This is a genomic window from Metamycoplasma auris 15026 (genome assembly GCF_000367765.1).
GTDB lineage: Bacteria > Bacillota_I > Bacilli_A > Mycoplasmatales > Metamycoplasmataceae > Metamycoplasma > Metamycoplasma auris_A.
The window spans coordinates 65050-86560 of the sequence record NZ_AORI01000011.1; the positions used below are offsets into that span (position 1 = coordinate 65050).

General features: G+C 27.3%; 19 protein-coding genes, 2 tRNA genes and 1 pseudogene. 7 read left to right on the top strand and 15 right to left on the bottom strand.

Going from position 1 to position 21511, the window contains the following annotated elements; translation table 4 throughout:
- Positions 1-63: 63 nt before the first annotated feature.
- The 7 genes from MAU_RS02180 to MAU_RS03505 form a co-directional block, all read right to left on the bottom strand.
- Positions 64-3201, bottom strand: a complete 3138-nt coding sequence (locus tag MAU_RS02180) for an ABC transporter permease subunit (RefSeq protein ID WP_004424782.1) — start codon at positions 3199-3201, stop codon at positions 64-66.
- Between the two features lie 12 nt (positions 3202-3213).
- Positions 3214-4089 carry a phosphonate ABC transporter ATP-binding protein gene (phnC, locus tag MAU_RS02185; protein WP_004424783.1) on the bottom strand — a complete coding sequence of 292 codons (876 nt, stop codon included), beginning with the start codon at positions 4087-4089 and terminating at the stop codon, positions 3214-3216.
- Positions 4090-4106: 17 nt separating this feature from the next.
- Positions 4107-5402, bottom strand: coding sequence for a PhnD/SsuA/transferrin family substrate-binding protein (locus tag MAU_RS02190; RefSeq protein ID WP_004424785.1), 1296 nt, complete (start codon positions 5400-5402; stop codon positions 4107-4109).
- A 373-nt stretch (positions 5403-5775) separates the two neighbouring features.
- Positions 5776-6345 (bottom strand): variable surface lipoprotein, encoded by a 570-nt coding sequence (locus tag MAU_RS02195; protein WP_004424787.1) that lies wholly within the window; start codon positions 6343-6345, stop codon positions 5776-5778.
- A 204-nt stretch (positions 6346-6549) separates the two neighbouring features.
- Positions 6550-6939, bottom strand: a complete 390-nt coding sequence (locus tag MAU_RS02200; protein ID WP_004424789.1) for a variable surface lipoprotein — start codon at positions 6937-6939, stop codon at positions 6550-6552.
- A 315-nt stretch (positions 6940-7254) separates the two neighbouring features.
- Positions 7255-8619: a hypothetical protein gene (locus tag MAU_RS02205; protein ID WP_004424791.1), complete on the bottom strand. Its 1365-nt coding sequence runs from the start codon at positions 8617-8619 to the stop codon at positions 7255-7257.
- A gap of 103 nt (positions 8620-8722) precedes the next feature.
- Positions 8723-10134, bottom strand: a protein-coding gene (locus MAU_RS03505) for an IS3 family transposase (protein WP_425311411.1) whose coding sequence is annotated in 2 segments (ribosomal slippage) — positions 8723-9627 and positions 9627-10134 — 1413 coding nt in all. Because the reading frame shifts where the segments join, the coding sequence is not laid out codon by codon here.
- Between the two features lie 322 nt (positions 10135-10456).
- Between MAU_RS03505 and msrA the strand changes: the two are divergent.
- From msrA to MAU_RS02225, 4 genes and pseudogenes are all read left to right on the top strand, one after another.
- Positions 10457-10897: pseudogene (gene msrA, locus MAU_RS03730) on the top strand (peptide-methionine (S)-S-oxide reductase MsrA); the annotation flags it as partial.
- Between the two features lie 57 nt (positions 10898-10954).
- On the top strand, positions 10955-11386 hold the full coding sequence (gene msrB / locus MAU_RS03735; protein WP_274517391.1) for a peptide-methionine (R)-S-oxide reductase MsrB: 432 nt from the start codon (positions 10955-10957) through the stop codon (positions 11384-11386).
- 37 nt (positions 11387-11423) lie between these two features.
- A complete protein-coding gene (locus MAU_RS03620) occupies positions 11424-11585 on the top strand; it encodes a hypothetical protein (RefSeq protein ID WP_193741207.1) in 162 nt (53 codons plus the stop codon).
- A 259-nt stretch (positions 11586-11844) separates the two neighbouring features.
- Positions 11845-11920 (top strand) — tRNA-His (locus MAU_RS02225).
- Between the two features lie 95 nt (positions 11921-12015).
- Here the strand turns inward: MAU_RS02225 and MAU_RS02230 are convergent.
- Positions 12016-12573, bottom strand: a complete 558-nt coding sequence (locus MAU_RS02230) for a thymidine kinase (RefSeq protein WP_004424803.1) — start codon at positions 12571-12573, stop codon at positions 12016-12018.
- 132 nt (positions 12574-12705) lie between these two features.
- On the opposite strand from MAU_RS02230, the gene ychF reads away from it, so the two are divergent.
- Positions 12706-13809: a redox-regulated ATPase YchF gene (ychF, locus tag MAU_RS02235; RefSeq protein ID WP_004424806.1), complete on the top strand. Its 1104-nt coding sequence runs from the start codon at positions 12706-12708 to the stop codon at positions 13807-13809.
- A gap of 22 nt (positions 13810-13831) precedes the next feature.
- Here ychF and MAU_RS02240 read toward each other — a convergent pair whose 3' ends face one another.
- The 6 genes from MAU_RS02240 to MAU_RS02265 form a co-directional block, all read right to left on the bottom strand.
- A complete protein-coding gene (locus tag MAU_RS02240; protein WP_004424809.1) occupies positions 13832-15073 on the bottom strand; it encodes an MAG4270 family putative restriction endonuclease in 1242 nt (413 codons plus the stop codon).
- Positions 15058-15828, bottom strand: coding sequence for a DNA (cytosine-5-)-methyltransferase (gene dcm / locus MAU_RS03645; protein ID WP_238543393.1), 771 nt, complete (start codon positions 15826-15828; stop codon positions 15058-15060). Before dcm ends, MAU_RS02240 begins: the two co-directional genes overlap by 16 nt.
- 49 nt (positions 15829-15877) lie before the next feature.
- Positions 15878-16279 carry a DNA (cytosine-5-)-methyltransferase N-terminal subunit gene (gene dcm_N, locus MAU_RS03650; protein ID WP_052000280.1) on the bottom strand — a complete coding sequence of 134 codons (402 nt, stop codon included), beginning with the start codon at positions 16277-16279 and terminating at the stop codon, positions 15878-15880.
- A gap of 126 nt (positions 16280-16405) precedes the next feature.
- Positions 16406-16479: transfer RNA gene (locus MAU_RS02255), tRNA-Trp, on the bottom strand.
- Between the two features lie 34 nt (positions 16480-16513).
- Positions 16514-17653, bottom strand: a complete 1140-nt coding sequence (gene metK, locus MAU_RS02260) for a methionine adenosyltransferase (protein WP_004424810.1) — start codon at positions 17651-17653, stop codon at positions 16514-16516.
- A 254-nt stretch (positions 17654-17907) separates the two neighbouring features.
- Positions 17908-19104, bottom strand: coding sequence for a phosphoglycerate kinase (locus MAU_RS02265; protein ID WP_004424812.1), 1197 nt, complete (start codon positions 19102-19104; stop codon positions 17908-17910).
- Between the two features lie 178 nt (positions 19105-19282).
- Here MAU_RS02265 and MAU_RS02270 point away from each other — a divergent pair, with 178 nt between their 5' ends.
- Both MAU_RS02270 and MAU_RS02275 read left to right on the top strand, forming a co-directional pair.
- Complete coding sequence (locus tag MAU_RS02270; RefSeq protein WP_004424814.1) at positions 19283-19693, top strand: hypothetical protein; 411 nt, start codon at positions 19283-19285, stop codon at positions 19691-19693.
- Between the two features lie 24 nt (positions 19694-19717).
- On the top strand, positions 19718-20290 hold the full coding sequence (locus tag MAU_RS02275; protein WP_004424816.1) for a DNA integrity scanning protein DisA nucleotide-binding domain protein: 573 nt from the start codon (positions 19718-19720) through the stop codon (positions 20288-20290).
- A 171-nt stretch (positions 20291-20461) separates the two neighbouring features.
- Here the strand turns inward: MAU_RS02275 and MAU_RS02280 are convergent, their stop codons facing one another.
- A complete protein-coding gene (locus MAU_RS02280; protein ID WP_004424819.1) occupies positions 20462-21505 on the bottom strand; it encodes an aminopeptidase P family protein in 1044 nt (347 codons plus the stop codon).
- Positions 21506-21511: the final 6 nt, after the last annotated feature.

Consider the following 21511-nt stretch of genomic DNA (forward strand, 5'->3'; position numbering starts at 1 on the left):
CATCTCTTATTTGAAATAACGTTGCTTGTTTTTTTATTTGCCTTATTTTTAAGGTTTTTAAAATTAGTTTTTAGTTTTTTGTTTATTAATATAACTTATTACTTTGTTTAGTGACATAAGGTCTTTTTGAATAAAGCCAGCGGAATTAAAATGTCCACCACCTAAGAAATGACTTGCAACTTTTGAAACATCATAATTGCTTTTTGATCTTATTTCACAACGAAATTCGTCGTTTGCTGTTTTTAGAAGCACTAATGAAACTTCAGTATTTGATAATTCGACAAATTTAGCAACTAAAGGTCTTGCTATATCATTCGAAACAACATCATGCACTATTAAATATGAAACAATTCCATTCACTTGTTTATGATTTATTGATTTAAAGATGAAATTTAATTCCTCATTATTTAGTTGCATCTTTTTTAAAAGACCTGCATAATTTAGATTGTTATCTAAAAGATATTGCATGCACATAAAAGTTTCAAAATTAACATTTCTTTCTTTAAAAAACTCAGTATCAGTAATAATAGCTACGCCTAAAGCTTCTAGTATTTCTTCATTAACTTTTAAATTTAGTTCTTTTGCTAATCTTGTAATAAGTTGTCCTGTAGCAGGTCAATAATCGCCACCAATTTCAAATAGCCATTCATGCTCTTGGGGATGATGGTCGATTTTTAGAGCTTCTTTAGTATTAACTCTTTGGTCATAGATTCTTTTTTTAGTTGATGTATCAACAACGATTTTTAGAGATTCGCTAAAGAATTGCTCATCAACAAGACTTCCTTGTTTATCATCAATTAAAAATAATAAGTTACGCGGATAATCAGCGCCTGAAATTCTTACTTCTTTGTTTTTTGTATTTAGTAGAATGAGTTTCTTTAGTGCTACTGCAGAGCCAAGTGTATCACCATCAGGTTCAATATGCGTACATAAAGTTATTTTTTTAGCATCTTCAATGTATCTTCAGAATTTTGCAAACTTATTTACTAGATTCATACTATTGATTTTTGCAATAGTATTATTTTCAAAATACTTATCAATTGCAATATTGGCTGATTTTCTTGCTACTTTATTCTTTTTAAATCAGTTTTTTGTGTCTTTTTGATTTAGCATTGTTTGTTTATAAACTGAGTTATATAAAAGCTTAATTTCTTTATTAATCCGCTTAATTTCTTTTGCATATGCTTCTAGATAGTTTTTGTAGTCAAGTTTTAATTGTTGTAATGTCTTGTTATTTGGCAAGATTTTATTTTTAATTTGGTATTTGAATACAAATAACTTATCATATTGCAATTTAGCAATCATATAGTTAGCAAAACGGATATCACTACGAAATTCTTCTTTGTTAACAATAGAAAGAGCTAAACTTCTTGTTAATTTATTCTTATTAATTAATTTTTTAAACCAAATATCTTGATTAAAGAAATATCCTGTCATTAATTTCGAACGTAATAGATCAGAAATTTGTTCTAGGATTAAAAGAACGATGATTGTAAAAATTAAATAGGAAGCTAATTTATCCCAATTATCAGTTTGTGTTGAATAAGTGCTAATTTGGAATCCAAAATCACTAGCTCCCACAGCCCCAATAACAACAGTACTTTTGAAGTTAATTTCAATACGGTATAAAAAGTTAGATAGCGCTTGTGGCATGATTGATTTAAAGACAACAAATTTGATTTTTTGGAATCAATTTGCCCCTGCTGCATCTAGTGCTTCAAAAGTTTTCTTTGGAATTTTTTCAACTGATTCCATAACTAATTTACCAAGCATCCCAATTGAATGAATTCCTAAAGAAAGTACTCCGACAAAAAGTTTTGAATCTTTTGAAAGAATTAAGAATAGCGCTGCAAAAGTAAATGCTGGAATTGCCCGAATAACAATAATTATTAACTTAAATGGATATGAAAATCATTTAGTGATGTTTTTAGCTGCTAAAATTCCTAGAATTAAAGCAAAGAATAGCCCAATAATTGACGAAGCAATAGCAACTAAGAAAGCTTCCACACCTAAAGGAATTACACTAGTTTTTGTACCAGATCAATCAGTAATTTGGAATAGTGATCAATCAGGATTAAATAATTTTTTTATTCCTACTTTAAATTGATCTATTTTTATTTGATTGCCTATTGCTCATTCAATTTGTGTTAATGAACCAAGAAGTAAACCAATAATTAAAATGGTTATAAAAATCTTAAAAATATATATTTTAGATTTTTGTTTTTTTAGTTGTTCTAGTTGTTTTTCATATGGTAAACTATCATTAATTTTTGGATGTTTTTGGGTATAATCCAAAATATATTTCTTAATTAGGAAATTAAGCGATTCAATGATAATCATGGCAACTATTAAAGTTCATAGCACAATTGACATATGTGAGTAGTTATCTGGCAATGCATATTGGTCAGATAAAAGTTGTCCGATTGTAGGAATTCCAACAATTGAAAGAATAGCTGCAAATCTAATAACCATTTCAAATGAATAAAATCCATAAGAAACAATTCTTTTCATTAAATATGGCAATACTGAGCTTTTAAATGCTAGGGCTTTTGTATTTCCAATGGCAATTGTTCCTTGATATGAATTCATATCATAGGTATCTAAGTCTTCATATAACCATTTAGTCATCAATGATGATACGAATACCATAATTGAAAACATGGCTGCTAATGATGGTGAAAGTAAAAAGAAGAAAGCAAAAGCAAACACAACTGGTGGAATTGCTCTTACTACTGACATTAAGATTCTAAAAGGGATGTATATAAACTTATTTTTAATAAAGTTTTTAGAACTTAATAAAGCAAGCGGAACAGCAATTAGAATTCCAAAAATCGTTCCAAGAATTGAATAGGATATTGTAGTTCACAGGAATTCTAAACCACGAATAAATGTTTCAAGCGGTGTAAAAAAGGCACTTCCTATTTCTGCTTTTTTATTAATTTTGAAAAAGAATCCAATTTGTTCTCAAAATTTATTTCAATTTTGAAAGTCAGGTTTGATTGTTGTTATCATCAAAATAACAACAATAACAAAACTAAGTCATCCAAAAATTTTTAGTCAAGGAAATTTCTTTGTAACTTTTTGATTATTAATATCAATAAATTGCGGATTAAAGTAGTTTGCAATTTTTTGAATAATAAATTCTTTTTTTGATTCGAAGTTAGATTCTTTTTTTAGTTTTTTAATTTTTTTTGAATTCATAATTCTAACTTCTTATTTCTTTGTTATTGCTTGTTGGATTAATTCTCTTTTTCTTCGATTTTCGTTGAATTGTTCTTCATCAAATTGTTCAAGTTTTTCACCATAGATTTCTTTTAATTTGGCTAAATCTACTTTATCTCAGGAATCATCAAAAACAATTTTTCCCTTTCTTACGCCAATAATTCTATCGGCATATTGCAACGCTAAATCTACGTGGTGTAAGTTAGCTAATATGGTGATTTTTTCAGTTTTATTAGCTACTAAAAAGCCATCCATAACACTTTTAGCCATAATTGGATCAAGGGCACCTACTGGTTCGTCAGCTAAAATAATTTTTGGCTTTTGAGCTAAAGTTCTAGCTAATGCCACACGTTGCATTTGCCCACCACTTAAATCTCTAGCTAAGTCATATGCATTTTCTAAAATATTAACTTTTGCTAAACTTTCATAAGCTAAATTAACATCCTTTTTGCTATATAGTCCAAAAAATGCCCGGAACTTGTTCATTTGTGGAAGTCTTGCAGAAAGGACATTTTGTAAAACATTAATGTTTTCAATAAGGTTGTAGTTTTGGAAGATAATTCCAATTTTAGTTCGAAATTCACGTAATTTTTTTGCCTTCAGGGAATTAACTTCATAAGGACCAACTTTTAATTTTCCGGATGTTATATTATTAATTTTGTTAACAGTTTTAATTAAAGTTGTCTTCCCTGCTCCTGAAAGGCCAATGATTGCAACAAATTCACCTTGTTTGATTGTAAGATTGATATCACTTAAACCTTTTGTTCCATTAGGATAAACTTTTGAAACATTTTCTCAAGTGATATCTCAATCTTTTTCAAGCATTTTTGGTTTATTTGTATCAATTATTTTTTTATTTTTTTTCATAGAAATTTTCCAAAATGTTATTTGGCAAATGATTCAAAACCTTCAAAGTGTTTTTTAAATCATTGTTCTGGATATATGTATGATGCAGCAGAAGTTACTGAAGTATATCCATATTTAACATGCTTTTTAACATCATCTCATTTTAATTTTCAATTTGAACCTTGTTCTTCTAGTGCTTTGCTAATTAGTTTGTAAATTTCAGTATCTTTATTTACATAAATATAAGCACGATAGTATCCAACTTTTGGTAATTCAGAAGAAGATTTTAAAGTTTCAATGTGGTTCTTTAATTCATCAGGATAACCAGTTGTAGTTGCAGCTGGAGTTTTGCTTTTATCAATGTATAAACTTCCGATTGTGCTATCTTTGTTGAAGGTTTTGTAGTTGTTGTGTGCTTCAACTAATAGTTTTTCATCGGTAAATTTAGGTTTTGATGGGTTCGAAATACTTTCATAAGGGTCAATAATTTGTACATTTCTACCAGCTTGTAAAATAAAACTTGAATCACCAGATATTTTTGCTCATGTATCAATTGGCAAGAAAGCAATATCTACTGAACCTGCTTTTAGTGCTGTAGCTGCAGAGTTATAATCACTTGAAACTGAGATTTTAACTTTTGTTGCACCTTTTTTACTAATGTATGCTTGTAGTTTTTCGGTTGCTTTTTGTACTAATGATGCATCAGAGGATGGAATAAATTGAATTTTTAGTTCTTTATCGCCAACAGTTGTAAATTTTTTATTTGATGATTCATATTTTAGATATTCATTACCATCTTGTGGTGTAGCTTTATAAGCTTTCTTTTTGTCGCCTTTAATGTTGTAAGGAATATCTGCTTCATACCCTACTTTTGTATAACCATCGTGGTTATAAATTTGGAAGATTGATTTAATTTTTTTATCTTTTTGGTCGTAGTAAGTTAAAGCACCTTCGTCAGTTTGTTTTGCATCTGTCTTAGTTTTTACTTCTTTATATGACTCAGTGACTGCATCAATTAATAATTCTTGAATTGCTTCAATGTCACCTTTTTTAAGGTCAGGTCTTGCTTGCACACCATCATTTGAAATAGGATCAGTAACACCAACTGCTACTAAATTATCTTGGTAGTCACCAGCATAGAATCTAGCATCAGCTCATGCTCCACCAATAGTAATAGATTTACTTGCTAATTTTTGCATTTGGTCAGCATAACCAGTTGTTCCAATGGCAATAGTTTCTTTTTGGCATTTAGCAGAAATTGCACCAAAAGCTAGTGGTGTAATACTTGCTGCTACTAACGAAAACAACACTTTGTGTTTCTTTGTAATTTGCATATATTTATCCTTTTGTAATAGTCCAGATTATAAATTAAGTTATATTGTATAACTCAATTTAATTTTAGCAAAAACTACCTATATGAATTACTAAAATTTGCATAAAAAAAACGTTTTTTTCTTCTTAAAATTAGGCAAAATTCTACTTTAAAAAATGGGCAAAAAATTATACTAAAATAGCAAATTAAATAAAATAAATGAGACTTTTTTTAGCATTAAATTTCTTTAAAAAATAGCTTTTTATTATTTATGTTAATTTACTTAATTAAATCTAAAATTGATTGTAGATTTAAATAAAAAAAATACCCTAATATCTAAAAGTTAATAGTTTAGATTTGGGATATTTTTTATAATGAATATTGGTTTTCTAAAACTATTTAAGAGCTTCCAAAACTGGTGCAAAGATTTTGTCAACTTCTTCTAGTTGTTTTTTTAGATCAGCTTCGAATTTTTTGGTTAATTCCTCAACTTGTTTATGTTCTGGTTCTTTGTAATCTTTTATCTTCTTCTTTTCTTCATCATTTGGCACATTCAAGACATAATTGCCATCTTTCTCTTTTGATAAATGGTAAACTGCGCTTAAGGCTTCTTCTGTTTCTTCAATGATGCCTTTTTTATATTCTTCAAAGTCACCTTTTGTTTTTAGCTCTTCAATTCCTTTATCAAAGTCTTCTTTGAATGCTTTTCAATTTGGATCTTGTTTTTTATCATCTAAAGTAACTTTATTGTTTTCTTTATATGTTAGCTTAAATACAAAAGTAGTTAAGGCATCTTTGAATTTGTCTTTAGTTTCTTTGTCTAGTTGTTTTTCAGAAGTAGTATTTGATTCGCTTGGATTTTTATTTTCATTCTTAGTTCCACCACAATTTGCTGCAATTAGTGGCATAGAAGCTAAAGAAGATATACTTCCTAAAGCTAATAGAAATTTGTTTATTTTTTTCATAAGCTTAATTTCCTAATTTATTTAAATATTTAAATATCTTTCTAATGTAACAAGTAGCAATTTATAATTGCTACAAAATTCATTTTACTTTTTTTTTTTTTTGCCAAAATAGTAAAAAATCACTGAATTTTTGACTTAAATTCAGTGATTAAGAGGGCTTTATTAAGAACCAAAGTAATATTTTATTATCAAAGAAATTATTAACTAAATTTTAATTGAAGGTGAAATAGTTCAATCTTCATATCTTTCTTCTCTATCAGCTTCTGTTCTTAGTCCAGGAGTTTCTAATAACTCAACTGGGCTACCAAATATAAAAAAGCTATTGTGAATTGAATTAAAAGGTTTGCCAAATGCAAAAGAACTATTATGAATTAATTCACTAGGTTTGTATTTTACCTTTGCTTTATTTGCTTGACTACTTATATTACTATTGTTGTTTGTAATGTTATTATTAATATTAGAATTGTTTTTCTCTTCTTTGATATTTTGTTTAGTATTTTCTTTAGTTCCACCACATTTTGCTGCAATTAATGGTAATGATGCTAATGAAGTTATACTTCCAAAAGCTAATAGGAATTTATTTAGTTTTTTCATTTTTTCAATCTTTCTTTTTTTGATTATTTAGGTATTAGATATTTTTTAGCATATACATTTTTGAAAAGATTGCAAGTTAGAAATGTATTGATAAAATTATTGATTTTATTGATTAAAAAAGCTTTTTAAATCTTGAATATTATTTTACTTTGTTTTGCTATAAACCAATAAAAATCGATCATTTTTTTCAATTTTATAATATATAAATACTTAATAAAGAAGTAATAAAAAAGCCTATAAGTATATAGACTTTTTGTTTATAAAATTATTAGGATTTTCTCTTTAAGGATAAGAATAAAAGAAACTTGTTTTGGATTAAATTTCTTTATCTCTTTTTTTCATTTTATATTCTCATTTAAGATTAGGATTGTATATAGTTTCTATTATTTCTTCAGATCTTAAATACTTATTGAATAGTGCATCCACTTCATAATATTCAGAAAGTTGATAATCTAAAGATATAAAGAAACCCCGAAAATGATAAAATCGTTCAAGGTGTTCATTTTCACTATTTCTTGATGCTTTCTTTATTGCTTCATCTATTCTTTCTTTTGTAGTATAAATAATATAATCGTATCTATATTTTTTAGGTTTAATACCCCTTTCATCGTCTTCTCATAATTTTCTATAATCTGTTATTTTTTCAACGTCAAGAATATTGTGCTCACCATATTTTCAGTCTGAAATAACTTCACCTGTTGGTCTATAGTAATCTTTTATAAAATATCTAATTTCTTCTCTTATATTAAATAGATCATGAATTGTTTGTATATTATCAAAATCTAAAGAATCAATAATCGGTATAACATCAATTCCTTTTTTAAAATAAGGATCTAATTTGTGGCCTAAGAAAGTAATTAACTCATTTTTTAATTTAGGAATTTCTTCTTTTTCAATTCTTGGTGAATATTCAAATTGTCCTTTAACTAAAGATGAATCATTATTTGCTTTGATTATTAGTTTGTATTCACTAATGATAACTTCTTCAAAATCTCCTAATCTAAGATTTTCCATTCCTTTAATTGCTTTTAAAATATCTAAAACATCTTCAGGTTCTAAGTGATCATATTTCTTTTGGTTTATATATTTGTCAGCCAATCTTTTAATTTTATTCGCAGCTTTTTTATTGATTTCTTCTAGCTTTTCTAGTTGAAGTTCTTTTATTGGTTTTTCTTCATCAATTAGATCTCTTGCTGTTTCTTCATTTAATTTTTTAACTTCATCTAAATAAGCGGCAACTATTTTGTCTTTTTCTTTTAAATCAGCTCTTTCAGCTTTTTCAATACTTTTTTTATCAATATTTTTAGTTAATATATCAAATAATTCGCCGGTGATTCTTGCTGAATCATTCTTATGTTTTTCTGCTTTTTTAGTTTTATCAGACTTATCTTTTCTTTCTAAAGCTTCTTTAGTTAAATCTGTATAAGTATCATCAAATAACTTACCTGTAATTTCAGCAGATGTCTTTTCAAGTTTTTTAATATGCTTATTATTAACAGGTTGATTTGGAGTTGGATTTTTATTTATATCTATATCTTCTTTTATTTTTCTGTTAATGCCATTATTAGCATTTGGATTTGTTGAATTATTATTCTTTTTTGTACTAATAAAAATAACTGGTGTTGTTGAAAGCGCAACAACAAATCCAAAGCCTAAAAGTAGCTTATGAATTTTTTTCATATAAAAAATTTCCTTATTATTTAAACATTTGCAAATTAAGTTTTTGTCCACTCTTTAAGGGACGCTATGCATTTTCTGCAGAGTCCCCCAAATACCGGAATATTTAACCAATGTGGTTGTCCCTGAATTCAACAGGGGACACCCCATTGGTTTTATAACTTATCCGTTCCGTGTTATATCACGGAATTCATTCCTCTATTTTAGCAACAAGTTCTTCTATATTCTTAAATTTTCGGTTATAAAACATCTCTTTTTTCATTATCCCAATGAGATTTTCCATCGAGGCATTGTCCAAACAATTTCCTTTTCTAGACATACTTTGAGTAACTCCGTTGGCCTCTAAAATCTCTGAAAAAGAGTGATGCTGATAATGTAATCCTTGATCGGTATGAATAATAGTTTCCCCAGGAATTACTTTATCAATAAATTGTAATAAAGCCTTATTGGTCATTTCAACAGTAGGTCTTAATCCATAATTAAAGCCTACAATTTCACCATTAAATGCATCCTTATATAGTTGAAGATATAACTTATTGTCGTTAACTTTAAACTCTGTAAGATCACCAAAAATCTTCTTATATGGTTCATTGGAAACAAAATTTCTTTTAATATGATTTTCAGAAATTTTTGAAATTGTGCCTGCGTAAGAACTATATTTAGATCTTCTTTTTCTGTTATAAACACTAACTAATTCATGCTTCTTCATAAGCTCAAGGGTTTTCTTTTTACTTATCTTATAGCCCATTTGTTTTAGTTTCATATGGACACGTTTGTGTCCATATATTTCTTTACTTTCATTGAATATTTCAATGATTTTACTGGTTATTTCGGCATAACGGTCTTTTGCATAGCCCTTAAGGGCTATACTTTTTTTAAATTCATAAAAGGCAGATTTCTTGATATTTAGCACCTGTAATCAAAATTTCTTTTTAATTGCCGGAAATTCTTGCTCTAATTCAATCACTATCTTAACTTTTTCTTTGGTGCTGATTGAATCAGAGCCTTCAATTTTTTTAGGTATAGACCTTGGACTGCTAGTAATTTAATTTCATCATTTATTGCTTTGTTTTTGAAAAATTCATTAGCTTCTTCTTGAGTAATATTTGCTTCCGCTTCTCAGTTTATGTTTTCGATTTGTTGATAATCTTTCATATTGTCCCCAACTTTTATTTGATTATTACAATCATAAGTAGAAGTTAACTTTAGATTTTTATACTTACTTTCCCAAACATATATTGTTGATGCTGATTTGATTCCAAAATGTTTCGCAGTTTCTCAATAAGTACGTTCTTTATTTCTTCTATATTCGATAACCTTAAGTTTAAAATCTAAATTATAAGAAAAATTCTCTTTTCCTACTTTAAGGCCTTCTAAACCAAATCTTTGGTATTGGATTATTCAACCATTTACAGTACTAATATTAATTTCATATTTTTTAGAAACGTTCGTTAAATTTTCACCTAAAAGAAAGTCATAAATCACTTTCTTCTTTAGATTATAAGCATATTTTGACATATAAAAAATCCCCCTCTTTTCTTTTACCGGTTTTGTCCGGTATTTGGGGGACTGTGCATTCATTTTACTTTTTTTTTTTTTTTTGTGCAAAATAGTAAAAATTCCCTTAATTTAAGAAGAAAAAATAACAAAAATGCAATTTTTGCTACTACTTTTATTTGTTTTTTAGATTATTATTTGCTTTTGTTTTAAGAGAAAAAAGCATTTCAATTTTAGATGCTATATCTAAAAAAATAAATGCCATTTGTTAACTAAACAATGTAAAATATTTTTAGTTTATATTAATCTATACATTAAGAATAAATTAAGGAAGGAATCATTTATGAAAAAAATTATTTATGTTGCAGGTGGCTGCTTTTGGGGCATTGAAGCTTTCTTTTCTAAAATAAAAGGAATAATTAGTACAGAAGTAGGTTATGCAAATGGTATTTCTGAACACACTACTTATTATTCTCTAAAAGAAACTAAGCATGCTGAAACTCTAAAAATTACTTATGATTCAGAAATTATTTCTCTAGAAGAAATTGTTTTATATTTATTTAAAGTAATTGATCCTACTTCATTAAATAAACAAGGAAATGATGTTGGACTTCAATATCGTACTGGGGTATATTATGAAGATGAAAACGATGCATCTTTACTTGATTCTTTATTTGAATATCTAAAAGAACAATATAAAGAATTTTATGTGGAATTAAAACCACTTGATAATTTCATCAAAGCAGAAGAATACCACCAAAAATATCTAGAAAAAAATCCAGATGGTTATTGCCATATTAATCTAGGCAAAACATATTCTTTAGATGAAAAAGATTTTCTAATTATTAAGCAACTTCGTAATGAGCTAAACTTAGATAAACTAAGTTATGCAGTTTTAAAACACTCAGCTACTGAAACTCCACATACTTCCAAATTAAACAAAGAATACCGTAAGGGAATCTATGTTGAAAAAATCACAGGTGAACCTTTATTTTCATCAGCAACAAAATTTGATGCAGGCTGCGGTTGACCTAGTTTTTCAAAACCAATTTTAAAGGAAAGCATTTTATATTTAGAAGACACTTCCTATAATCGTATTCGCACCGAAGTACGTTCAGGCCAAGGAAATAACCACTTAGGACATGTATTTAATGATGGACCTAAAGAAATGGGTGGTTTAAGATATTGTATTAATGGGGCAGCTCTTGATTTTATTCCATACGAAGAAATGGATGAAAAAGGTTATTCTGAATATAAAAAATATGTTGATTAATTAAAGGGAATCTAACAACTAAAAAATTCTATTAATTATGAAAAAAGCAATAAAATTCTCATTAGTTTTCTTAACTCTTGTAGCTTCAGTTGCAGCAATAAGCGCTACTGCTATTGTGCTTAAGAAAAATAGCAAAAAAAATAATAAAAACAGCACTGAAGATAAAAACAAAGAAAAAAGTAAACCAACTAATCAATAAAAAGATTGCAATTTGATTGATTTTGATTGAATATTGGATTGATAAGCAATTTCTTTTAAATCAATCACTAATTGGTATCAATACTAAAAAAGTTCAATACCTAACACAAGTATTGAGCTTTTTTAGTTATCTTTTTTTAAATCCTTCTTTAAAAAAACAAAAATAGAAAAAGATAAGTTGATTTATCATTTGTTATTTATCAATAAAAAAGTTTAAACATTTATATTTTTTTATGTTATTATTATTTACGCATCATTTGGCGTTCGTGGCGAAGTGGTTAACGCTCCGGGTTGTGGCTCCGGCATACGAGGGTTCGATCCCCTTCGAACGCCCCATTTTTTTATTTTTTTGTAAAAAATAAGATTATTTAAACTAATGCAAGATAAACCCCCAGGCTTTCTACTGGGGGCTTATTTTTTAATTATTTATTTTATCCCTTAAGATGACATTTTCGACAACGAGCTTCATATTCATCTGTATCCCCTAAAAAATGTAAATCGTTGTTTTTTATTTTTTTAAAGGAAGTAGTTGCAATATTTTGACACTGCACACAAATGGCATATAATTTTGTAACTTTTTCAGCAATTGCCATTAATTGAGCCATATGATTAAATGGTCTTCTTAAATAATCTAAATCAAGACCAGCGATAATCACTAAATACCCAGAATTAGCCAAGTCATCACAAACTTCAATAATTTCATCACCAAAAAAATGTGCTTCATCAATAAGAATTGCTTGGTATTTTTCTTGTTTTAAAAGGTTATGAATGTCTTTTATATTTTTTAGTGAGTGTGTTGGTGTTCTTAACCCATTGCGACTAACAATTTGATCTGTGGCAAATCTTGTGTCAAAACTTGGTTTAATTACTAATGTATTAAACTTTGCATATGAAAGAATTCTTAATTTCTTTAGAAGTTCTTCAGTCTTACCACTAAACATTGGCCCAACAATTACTTCAATCATACCATCTGAATATTTTGGATACATATAAACTCCTATATTTTAAAATCTAAATAAATATAACCATTTTACTTTTATTTCTTCTTATTAAATTAAAATTATTAAATAATTAATTTAATTACTTTTTTTTATTTATTTTATTGATTGAAAGAGGCATTTATGTCATTGAAAGCTGGTATTGTTGGATTGCCAAATGTAGGCAAAAGTACACTTTTTTCAGCCTTAACCCTTAATGAGGCTGAAAGCGCAAATTATGCATTTACTACAATTGAACCAAATATTGCAATTGTTAATTTGGAAGATAAACGTCTTTATCAATTAGCAAACATAGTTAAAGCTAAAAAAATAACACCAGCAACGTTTCAATTCGTTGATATTGCTGGTCTTGTGGCTGGTGCCTCAAAGGGAGAAGGATTAGGAAATCAATTTCTTGCAAACATCCGAGAGGTAGATGCAATCGTTCATGTAATTCGTTGTTTTGAAAATGAAGACATTGTGCATGTAAATAACAAAATCAATCCTATTAATGATCTAAAAATAATTAATCTTGAATTAATTTTAGCTGATCTACAATCACTTGATAATATCCTTAATCGTATCGGAAAAAGAGCACAGAACTCAAATAATCCTGAATTAAAAGAAGAATACAAAGTTCTTCTTAAGGCAAAAAACGTTTTGCTTGAAGAAAAAATGTTAAAAAATGCATCATTTGATGATGATGAAATAAAAATCCTTAAAACCTATCAATTTCTAACCATTAAACCAACAATTTATGTAGCAAACTTAGATGAAAATTCATATAAAAATTTAAATAATGCTAATCATTATGTCAATCTCAAAAATGAATTAGATAGAGCAAATGAAATTCTTATTCCAATATGCATTAAACTAGAATATGAAGTTTCCCAATTTTCACCTGAAGATAAATTAATGTTTCTAAATGAATATGATATTGAACAATCAGGTCTTGATGAAATAATATCTAAAAGTTTTTATCTTTTAGATCAATCTGTATATTTTACGGCTGGAGAAGTTGAAACAAGAGCTTGAGTTTTTAAAAACGGAATGAATGCAGCCCAATGTGCTGGAATTATCCATAGTGACTTTGAGAAGAAGTTTGTTAAGGCTGAAATTATAAAATATGAAGACTATATTTTTTACCAAGGAGAAAAGCAAGCTAAAGAAGCCGGCCAAATGTCTTTAGAGGGGAAAAATTACTTAATGCAAGATGGAGATGTTTGCTATTTCAAAATTGCAAAATAGTAATAAAATCACTTATTTACGATTAAACATCATTATTTCTCTTTAAATTTCTTTGTAGTATGTAATAAATTCTTCTAGGGGATAGCTTAGATTTTTGAATTAAACTACACTTTAATTCTTCTATATCTAAATCAATATCTATCTCTGATTCTAGTTTTACATATTGACCCTTTTTATTATATGTAAAATAATTTTTATCAAATCAGTCATGAATTTGGGTTGGTAAATTCAATATATTTTCAACATCTGAAATTGAATTCAATATTTCTTTATATTTATAATTTTCTTGAATTTCTTCATTTGTAATTGATGATAATTTATTTCTCAATGATAGTGCAATTTCTTGCAATTTTGATCTTATAAATTTAACATCAAGTATATGAGCTTTTTCATATGAATATTTGTTAATTTCTTCAAATACAATTATGCTTTTGTTTGCTAGTTTAGCTCTCTCTTTAGATATTGCTTTATCAATAGTTTTAATATCAAATTTATTACTTTTTATTTTTTCAAGAATAAAGGAACTTTGACTTTCAAAATTTATTTTTCTATTCTTATATTGAACAATATTTTCCTTTTTATTATAAGTTGTTAATTTAGTAAAATCTAATAGTAATTTGTAACTTTTTAGAATTGTATTATTGTCTAGAAATTCAATAAACTGATCCATATCGTTATATGTATTATTATGATTTAAGTTAAATATTGAATAGTTATTCAAATTTATATTATTTGTCTTATATGTTATTTCATCCAAAAACATTATTAGATTATTTTTGTAAACATTGTTTATTTCATTTAAATTAGTTATATAAATTTCAGCTGAATTTGGATTTTTAAATGAACCACCTGCATTATTACCTTTTAGAATTGAAATAATATTTTTGAGTGTAGATGTATATCTAGTATTGAATCAATAGTTTAATTTTGAAAGTTCGATCATGTTTAATCTATATAATTCATTATCATTTAAGCATTTTCTTGGTTTTTGTAATAGATTTAGATTATCAAATAATGATTTACGAGCCATAAAATTAGTTTTATACCTACCATTTTTGACCTCAAATCATGATTTAGTAGTAAGTAAATCTAACTCAACATAGTCAAAATTTATATACCAATATTCGACAAAAGGAAATTTTAAAGTCTTGTCAATAAAGAAATCTATTCATCCCGAGGCTTTAGCGCTATTTGATTTTGCATTGTCTAATGATTTGGTTTTAAAGAAAGCTCTATATTTTATATAGTTTAGATAATTTGGCATTCTATAATCTGTTTAAACAATGCTTCTAATACTTCAATAGATATTGAATTGCCACAAAGGTAAATTAACTTTGATTCTGAAATAATATTATCTTTATTAGCAATTAAATAGTCTTTTTTATCAAACCCCATATATAAAAATGCTTGACTCGGAGATATAAACTTGATTTCCTCGATATCTTTAAAATAGAACTTTAATCTAGAGTTAGCTCCTGATGCTGTTAGGGTAGGTCCATAACCTTTTGGTAAATAGACATAAGCCTCTGAATTAAAATTTGTATATTCAATAAGTTTTGTTTTTCAAATATTATTATTTGTACATGAGAAAGCACCATTTAAATATTTTAGTAAATGATTAGCACTTTTCATCTCATTTCTACTAGTAAATATTTTTGATAATGATTTCTTTTTGTCTATTGCTTTTGGTCAAGTAAATACGTGTTTATCATTTAAATAAGAAACACAAAATACCCTCTCTCGATTTTGTAATGATCCAAATTCTATAGAATTTATAATTTTTCATTCAGATTTGTATCCAAGTGTATTTAAGATATTTATTCATTCATTAAATTGTTTAATAAATTTTTTACTTGTCAATGCCTTAACATTTTCCAACAATAAAACTTTAGGTAGTCTATCTTTGTTATTTGTTAGTATTCTTTCAATTTCATATAACAAACCTGATCTAGTATTTTTATTCAATCCCCTTTGGTTACCTTGCTGAGAAATATCTTGGCATGGAAAAGAATAAGTCAAAATGTCTATACCTTTTGGTATTATTTTTATTTCTTTTATATTGGTATAGTTATTTCAATCTCTCTCTCTCTCTCTCTCTCTCTCTCTCTATTACAGTAATTTTTCATTTTCTTTCAAAATAATCTTTATCTAAAAATCCATATAAATATGGAAATATTTTTGATAATTTTTCTTTATTCATTGAATAAAAATATTTTTTACTCACTAATGTCTTTGAATCAGCAGAAAATGAAAATTTAGATAATATATTTGCCATTTCCTCTCTTTTAAATTCAGATTCCCTTTCTACATTTCCGTAATGTATCTTCATATAGACAATTATTGCATCAATATATCATTCACACACTCCAACCGATTTAAAAATACAGTCTATTTGATTAGATATATTATTGCATGCCTTTAGTTGGGAACCAATTCCTGCAAACATTTCATATATTGTTACTTTTTTCATACAAATTATTTTAGCGCATATTTATTGATGTAATTTTTTAATTATTTTAGTAACAAATAAATTAAAAATACTCAGTCATTCTAAGTCTGAGTATTTTTAATTTATTGATAAATAATTTTTTTTATATGGCAGGGGATGCAGGAATTGAACCCGCACAAATGGGTTTGGAGTCCATTGTTCTACCTTTAAACTAATCCCCTAAATCCATATAAATTATATTAAACTTTCATTTAATTAAGAAATTTTAAAGAATTCCTTAATTGCTTCGATTTTGTTGAGTTTTTCTCAACTTAAATCCAAATCATTTCTACCAAAATGTCCAAAAGTAGCTGTTTGCAAATAAATTGGTCTTAATAAATCAAGACTATTAATGATACCTTCAACACTTAAATCAAAAAGACTATATATAGCTTCAATAATTTGATTTTCATTATATTTAGATGTGCCAAATGTTTCAACATAGATTGATTGTGGACGTGGAAGGCCGATGGCATAAGATAGCTGAATTTCAATCTTGTTAGCTATGCCAGCAGCAACAAGATTTTTTGCAATATATCTAGCCATATATGCAGCAGATCGGTCAATTTTTGTTGCATCTTTGCCAGAAAAAGCACCACCGCCGTGTCTTGCAAAGCCTCCGTATGTATCAACTATAATTTTTCTACCTGTAAGTCCTGTATCTCCTTTAGGACCTCCAATTACAAATCTTCCAGTTGGATTAATTAGTAATTCATAATCAAGATTGAAATGATGTTTTTCTAGAACATAATCAACAATATTTTTTTTAATAAATTCAACAAATTTTTCATAATTAAATTTCTCTTCATGTTGGATTGACATTAAGACTTTTTTAATGCTAAATTTGTTTGTTTCTGTGTCATGTTCAATGGTAACTTGACTTTTCATATCAGATTTCGCATAAGGAAAATTGTGTTTTAATCTTAGCTCTTCTGCTCTTTTAACTAATTCATGAGCTAAAACTAAACTTCATGGCATATAGTATTCATTTTCATCTGTTGCATAACCAAATAAAATCCCTTGGTCACCAGCACCCAGTTCTTTTTTATTGGTTTTATTTACACCTAAAGCAATATCAGGACTTTGTTCTGTAATGGCATTAATGATTTTAAAATCATTTTCATTGTATCCTAAATTTTTAAGAATTTTTCATGCTTCTTTAATTGTATCAATATAACCTTTTGTTGTAATTTGGCCACCTATATAAATAATGTCATCATTAGCAATAACATCACATGCTACTCTTGAGTATTTATCTTTTTTTATTAATGCATCAACAATAGCATCAGAAATTTGGTCACAAATTTTATCAGGATGCCCTGGTGCTACTGATTCACTTGTTAATAATCTTTTCATTTATTTAAATCCTTTTTTTTCTTAAAAATTAATTAAAAAACAACTCTTTTTAAGAAGTTGTTTTTTATAAATTAAATGATTGCATTGAGAAATTAATTATGTACATGTTGGATTTTTTAATCCCTGACTATCCACCTTATTTTTTAAAAACAGGTTGGCATGTTTCAATGCTGTCAAGCTAAACAACTCTATATGTATTTTTAACTTATGTATAATTCTATCATTTATCAGTAAATTAATTTCAGCTTTGTTTTTTATTCTTTATCTTGGATCGCTTCAAAGCCTGGCATGCTATTTCCTTGAATAAATTCAATCGAAGCTCCGCCACCAGTAGAAATAAAGCTGAATTTTGATTGATATCCTAATTTATTAATTGCAGTAACAGAATCGCCGCCACCTACAACTGAGTATGCATCCTTATTATTTGCAATTGCAATTGCAATTCCTTTTGTTCCTGCTTCAAAGTTCTTAAATTCTGAAACTCCGGCTGGTCCATTTCAAAAAATAGTTTTTGCAGATGCAATAATATCATTGAATAATTCAATTGATTGCGGACCTATGTCAAGACCCATATATCCTTCAGGAATATCAATATTATTTTTATTTGTAAATAAAGGAGTTTTATCTGCAAATTCATCAGTATATGCATTATCAATTGGCAATACAATTTTGTCTTTAAATTCTTCCAAATATTGTTTTGCCATAGGAATGCGGTCTTCTTCATAAATGGAAGTACCAATTTGATGTCCTAATGCTTTTTGGAATGTATAAGCCATTCCTCCTACAACTAAAACTTTGTCTGCAACATGGAATAGTTTTTCTAAAACTTTGATTTTATCACTTACTTTTGCCCCACCAATAATGGCTACAAATGGACGTTTAAATCCATCTAAGATTTTTTCTAAATGCTCAACTTCATTATTCATAAGAAATCCTAAAGCCGATTCAGCTGTATACTTAGGAATTCCTGCGACTGAAGCATGCGCTCTGTGGGATGCTCCGAAAGCATCATTAACAAAAACATCACCTAAACTAGCTCAATATTTAGCTAATTCATCATCATTTCCAGACTCAGCTTTGTTATTTAAATCTTCAAAACGAGTGTTTTCTAATAAAATAATTTCACCAGGTTTTAAATTTGCTGCTGCTTGTTCAACAGCTTCACCTCTTGTAAAAGGAATGAACTTAACTTCTTTATTTAGAATTTCAGATAATTTTTTTGCAACAATTGCTAAGGATTTGGTTTTTTTATCTTCTTCAGTTTTAATTCTTCCTAAGTGAGATAGGATAATTAATGATGCATTTTTTTCTAAAATGTATTTAATAGTTGGAATAGCTGCATCAATTCTTTTTGTATCCATAATCATATCATTAGCAATTGGAACATTAAAATCAACTCTTAGGATAACTTTTTTATTGCATAGCTTAATATCCATTAATGTTTTTTTCATACTTAAAACTCCTTTTTTATCTTAATTTATAATTCTAAAAGTATAAAAATCCTTTAATCTTTTAGTAATTAGAAATATTATAAAAGATATTATATTAAAATTAATCTAATTAAAATAACTATATATAATTAAATTATTAAAATTTAATTAATTAACTTAAAGAAGGGAAGTTTCTTTTATGCCTAAAGTTTTAAATGCGCAAAAACAAAAAGATACAAGAACCTTAAAATATGACCCAGAAGGCGATAGTTTAACAAGAACAATCGAACAATTTCAAAAGTATCGTAAAAATGCCAAGTTTTATAAAGAATATTCTGAAATGGAAATCTTTTCTTTTTTCAATGCTATAAATTTTATGAAAATTGTTGATGAAAAAAACAAAGAAGAAGTGCAAGAAACTACTAAAAGACAAAATAAAATTAAGCTAAAATACAATAAATTTATTGAGTATGACAAGTGATCTGATTCGCCTTTAGCAGATAAAACCAAACCTCTTTCATTAACAAAAAGAATCATCATCATTTCAGCTTTTGTTTTAATCATAATTGTAATGTTATTAATAATAATTGGCCTAAATAAATGATGATAAGGATATATAATAAATTAAAAACAAATGGAAACTGCAGTATATATTATTTTAACTTTAGTAATTCTTATATCAATTGCAATTATTACTAATTATGCAATTATTTTGATAAAAAACATTATTAAAAAACGTTCAAACAAAATTAGTTTAGGTAGTTCAACAAAAGTTCGCATTTTTTATCAACTAAAAGAAGCTCTTGAAATTCTTGCAAAAACAAAAACTGGTGCCATTATAACAATTGAAAATAATGACAATTTAGATTCATTACGTACTGATGGGATAGTGCTAGATGCAAATATATCTTCATCCATTCTTATTTCAATCTTTAATAAATACAGCCCCTTACATGATGGGGCAGTCATCATTAGAAATAATAAGATTTATTATGTAGGAACTTTTTATAAGATAACAAAAAAATCCATTGATAATAAATATGGTGCAAGACATAGAGCTGCCTTAGGGATATCTGAAATGTGTGATGCATCAACTTTAGTTGTCAGTGAAGAAAATGGTGGTGTTTCATTAGCTGAAAATGGTTCTTTAACTTCTATTCCCCTTGAAAATTTACAAGAAACATTGACCAAAATTTTTAAGGATTAATTGAGCTAGAAATTCAATCCTTTTTCTTTTATTAAAAGCAAAATTAAAAATAAAAATCCATGATGTTATTTTTCAAAATAAAACATTATGGATTTTTTGTTTAGCTTTTTTAAAATAAAAAACCAAGTGCAAAAAAGTCTTAACTTGGTTTTAATTTTTAGATTTTTAATTTTAGTAATCTTCAGGGCGACTTAATACTTTTGATGAGTCTGCTGTAACTAAAATTGTATCTTCAATTCTAGCGCCACCTAGACCTTCGATATAAATACCAGGTTCTACAGTAATAATCATGCCTTCTTCAAGAATAACATCAGAGTTTTTATTTACTCTTGGAAGTTCATGCACATCAATTCCTACTCCGTGACCAGTTGAGTGAGTAAAGAATTTACCATAACCTTTTGATTCAATGTAATCACGGCAAATTTTATCAATTTCAGAAGCTTTAATTCCTGGTTTAACTGCTTCTCTTCCTAGTTTTTGTGCTTCAGATACAATGTTTAAAACACTAATTAATTCTTCTGATGATGGTTTTGGTTTACCAAAGAAAAATGTTCTTGTAATATCACTAGCAAAACCTTCAAATTGCGCACCAAAATCAATCTTGACAATATCCCCGTCAACAAGTTTACGGTTTGTTGGATGATGATGTGGTTCAGCGGCATTTGATCCAAAAGCAACAATGGATTCAAAAGATTCTTTTTCAGCACCAAATAAACGCATTAAGTAACCTAATTTATTTGATGCTTCAAGTTCACTCATACCTTCTTCTAAAAGCTTTTTAAGTTCTTCAAAAGCTTGTAGTGATATTAAACATGCTTCTTGAATTTTTTCAATTTCTTCAGCATCTTTTTTAATTCTAAATTGGTGTGCTAAGATATTTTTAAATGTTGCTTTTGGTAACATTTTTTTAAATTGTTCAAATGTTTTAACTGTTAGATAGTCTTCTTCAATACCAATAGTTTTGTAGCTTTTCTTTTTTAAAAATGCACTTAAAGTATTAGCTTCTAATAGAATAACTTCGACATTTTTAGCATTCTTTGTTGCATACTCAATGTAACGGTTATCCACTAATAAAAATGCTTTTTCTTTTTCAATAACAATATAGCCATCAGAAGTTTGAATTCCATTATATCATAATCTTGTTTGAGGTGCTTCTGAAATGATTGCATCTAATTGTAATTCATCAAATATTTTGATTAACTCTTCTTTTAGCATATTAAT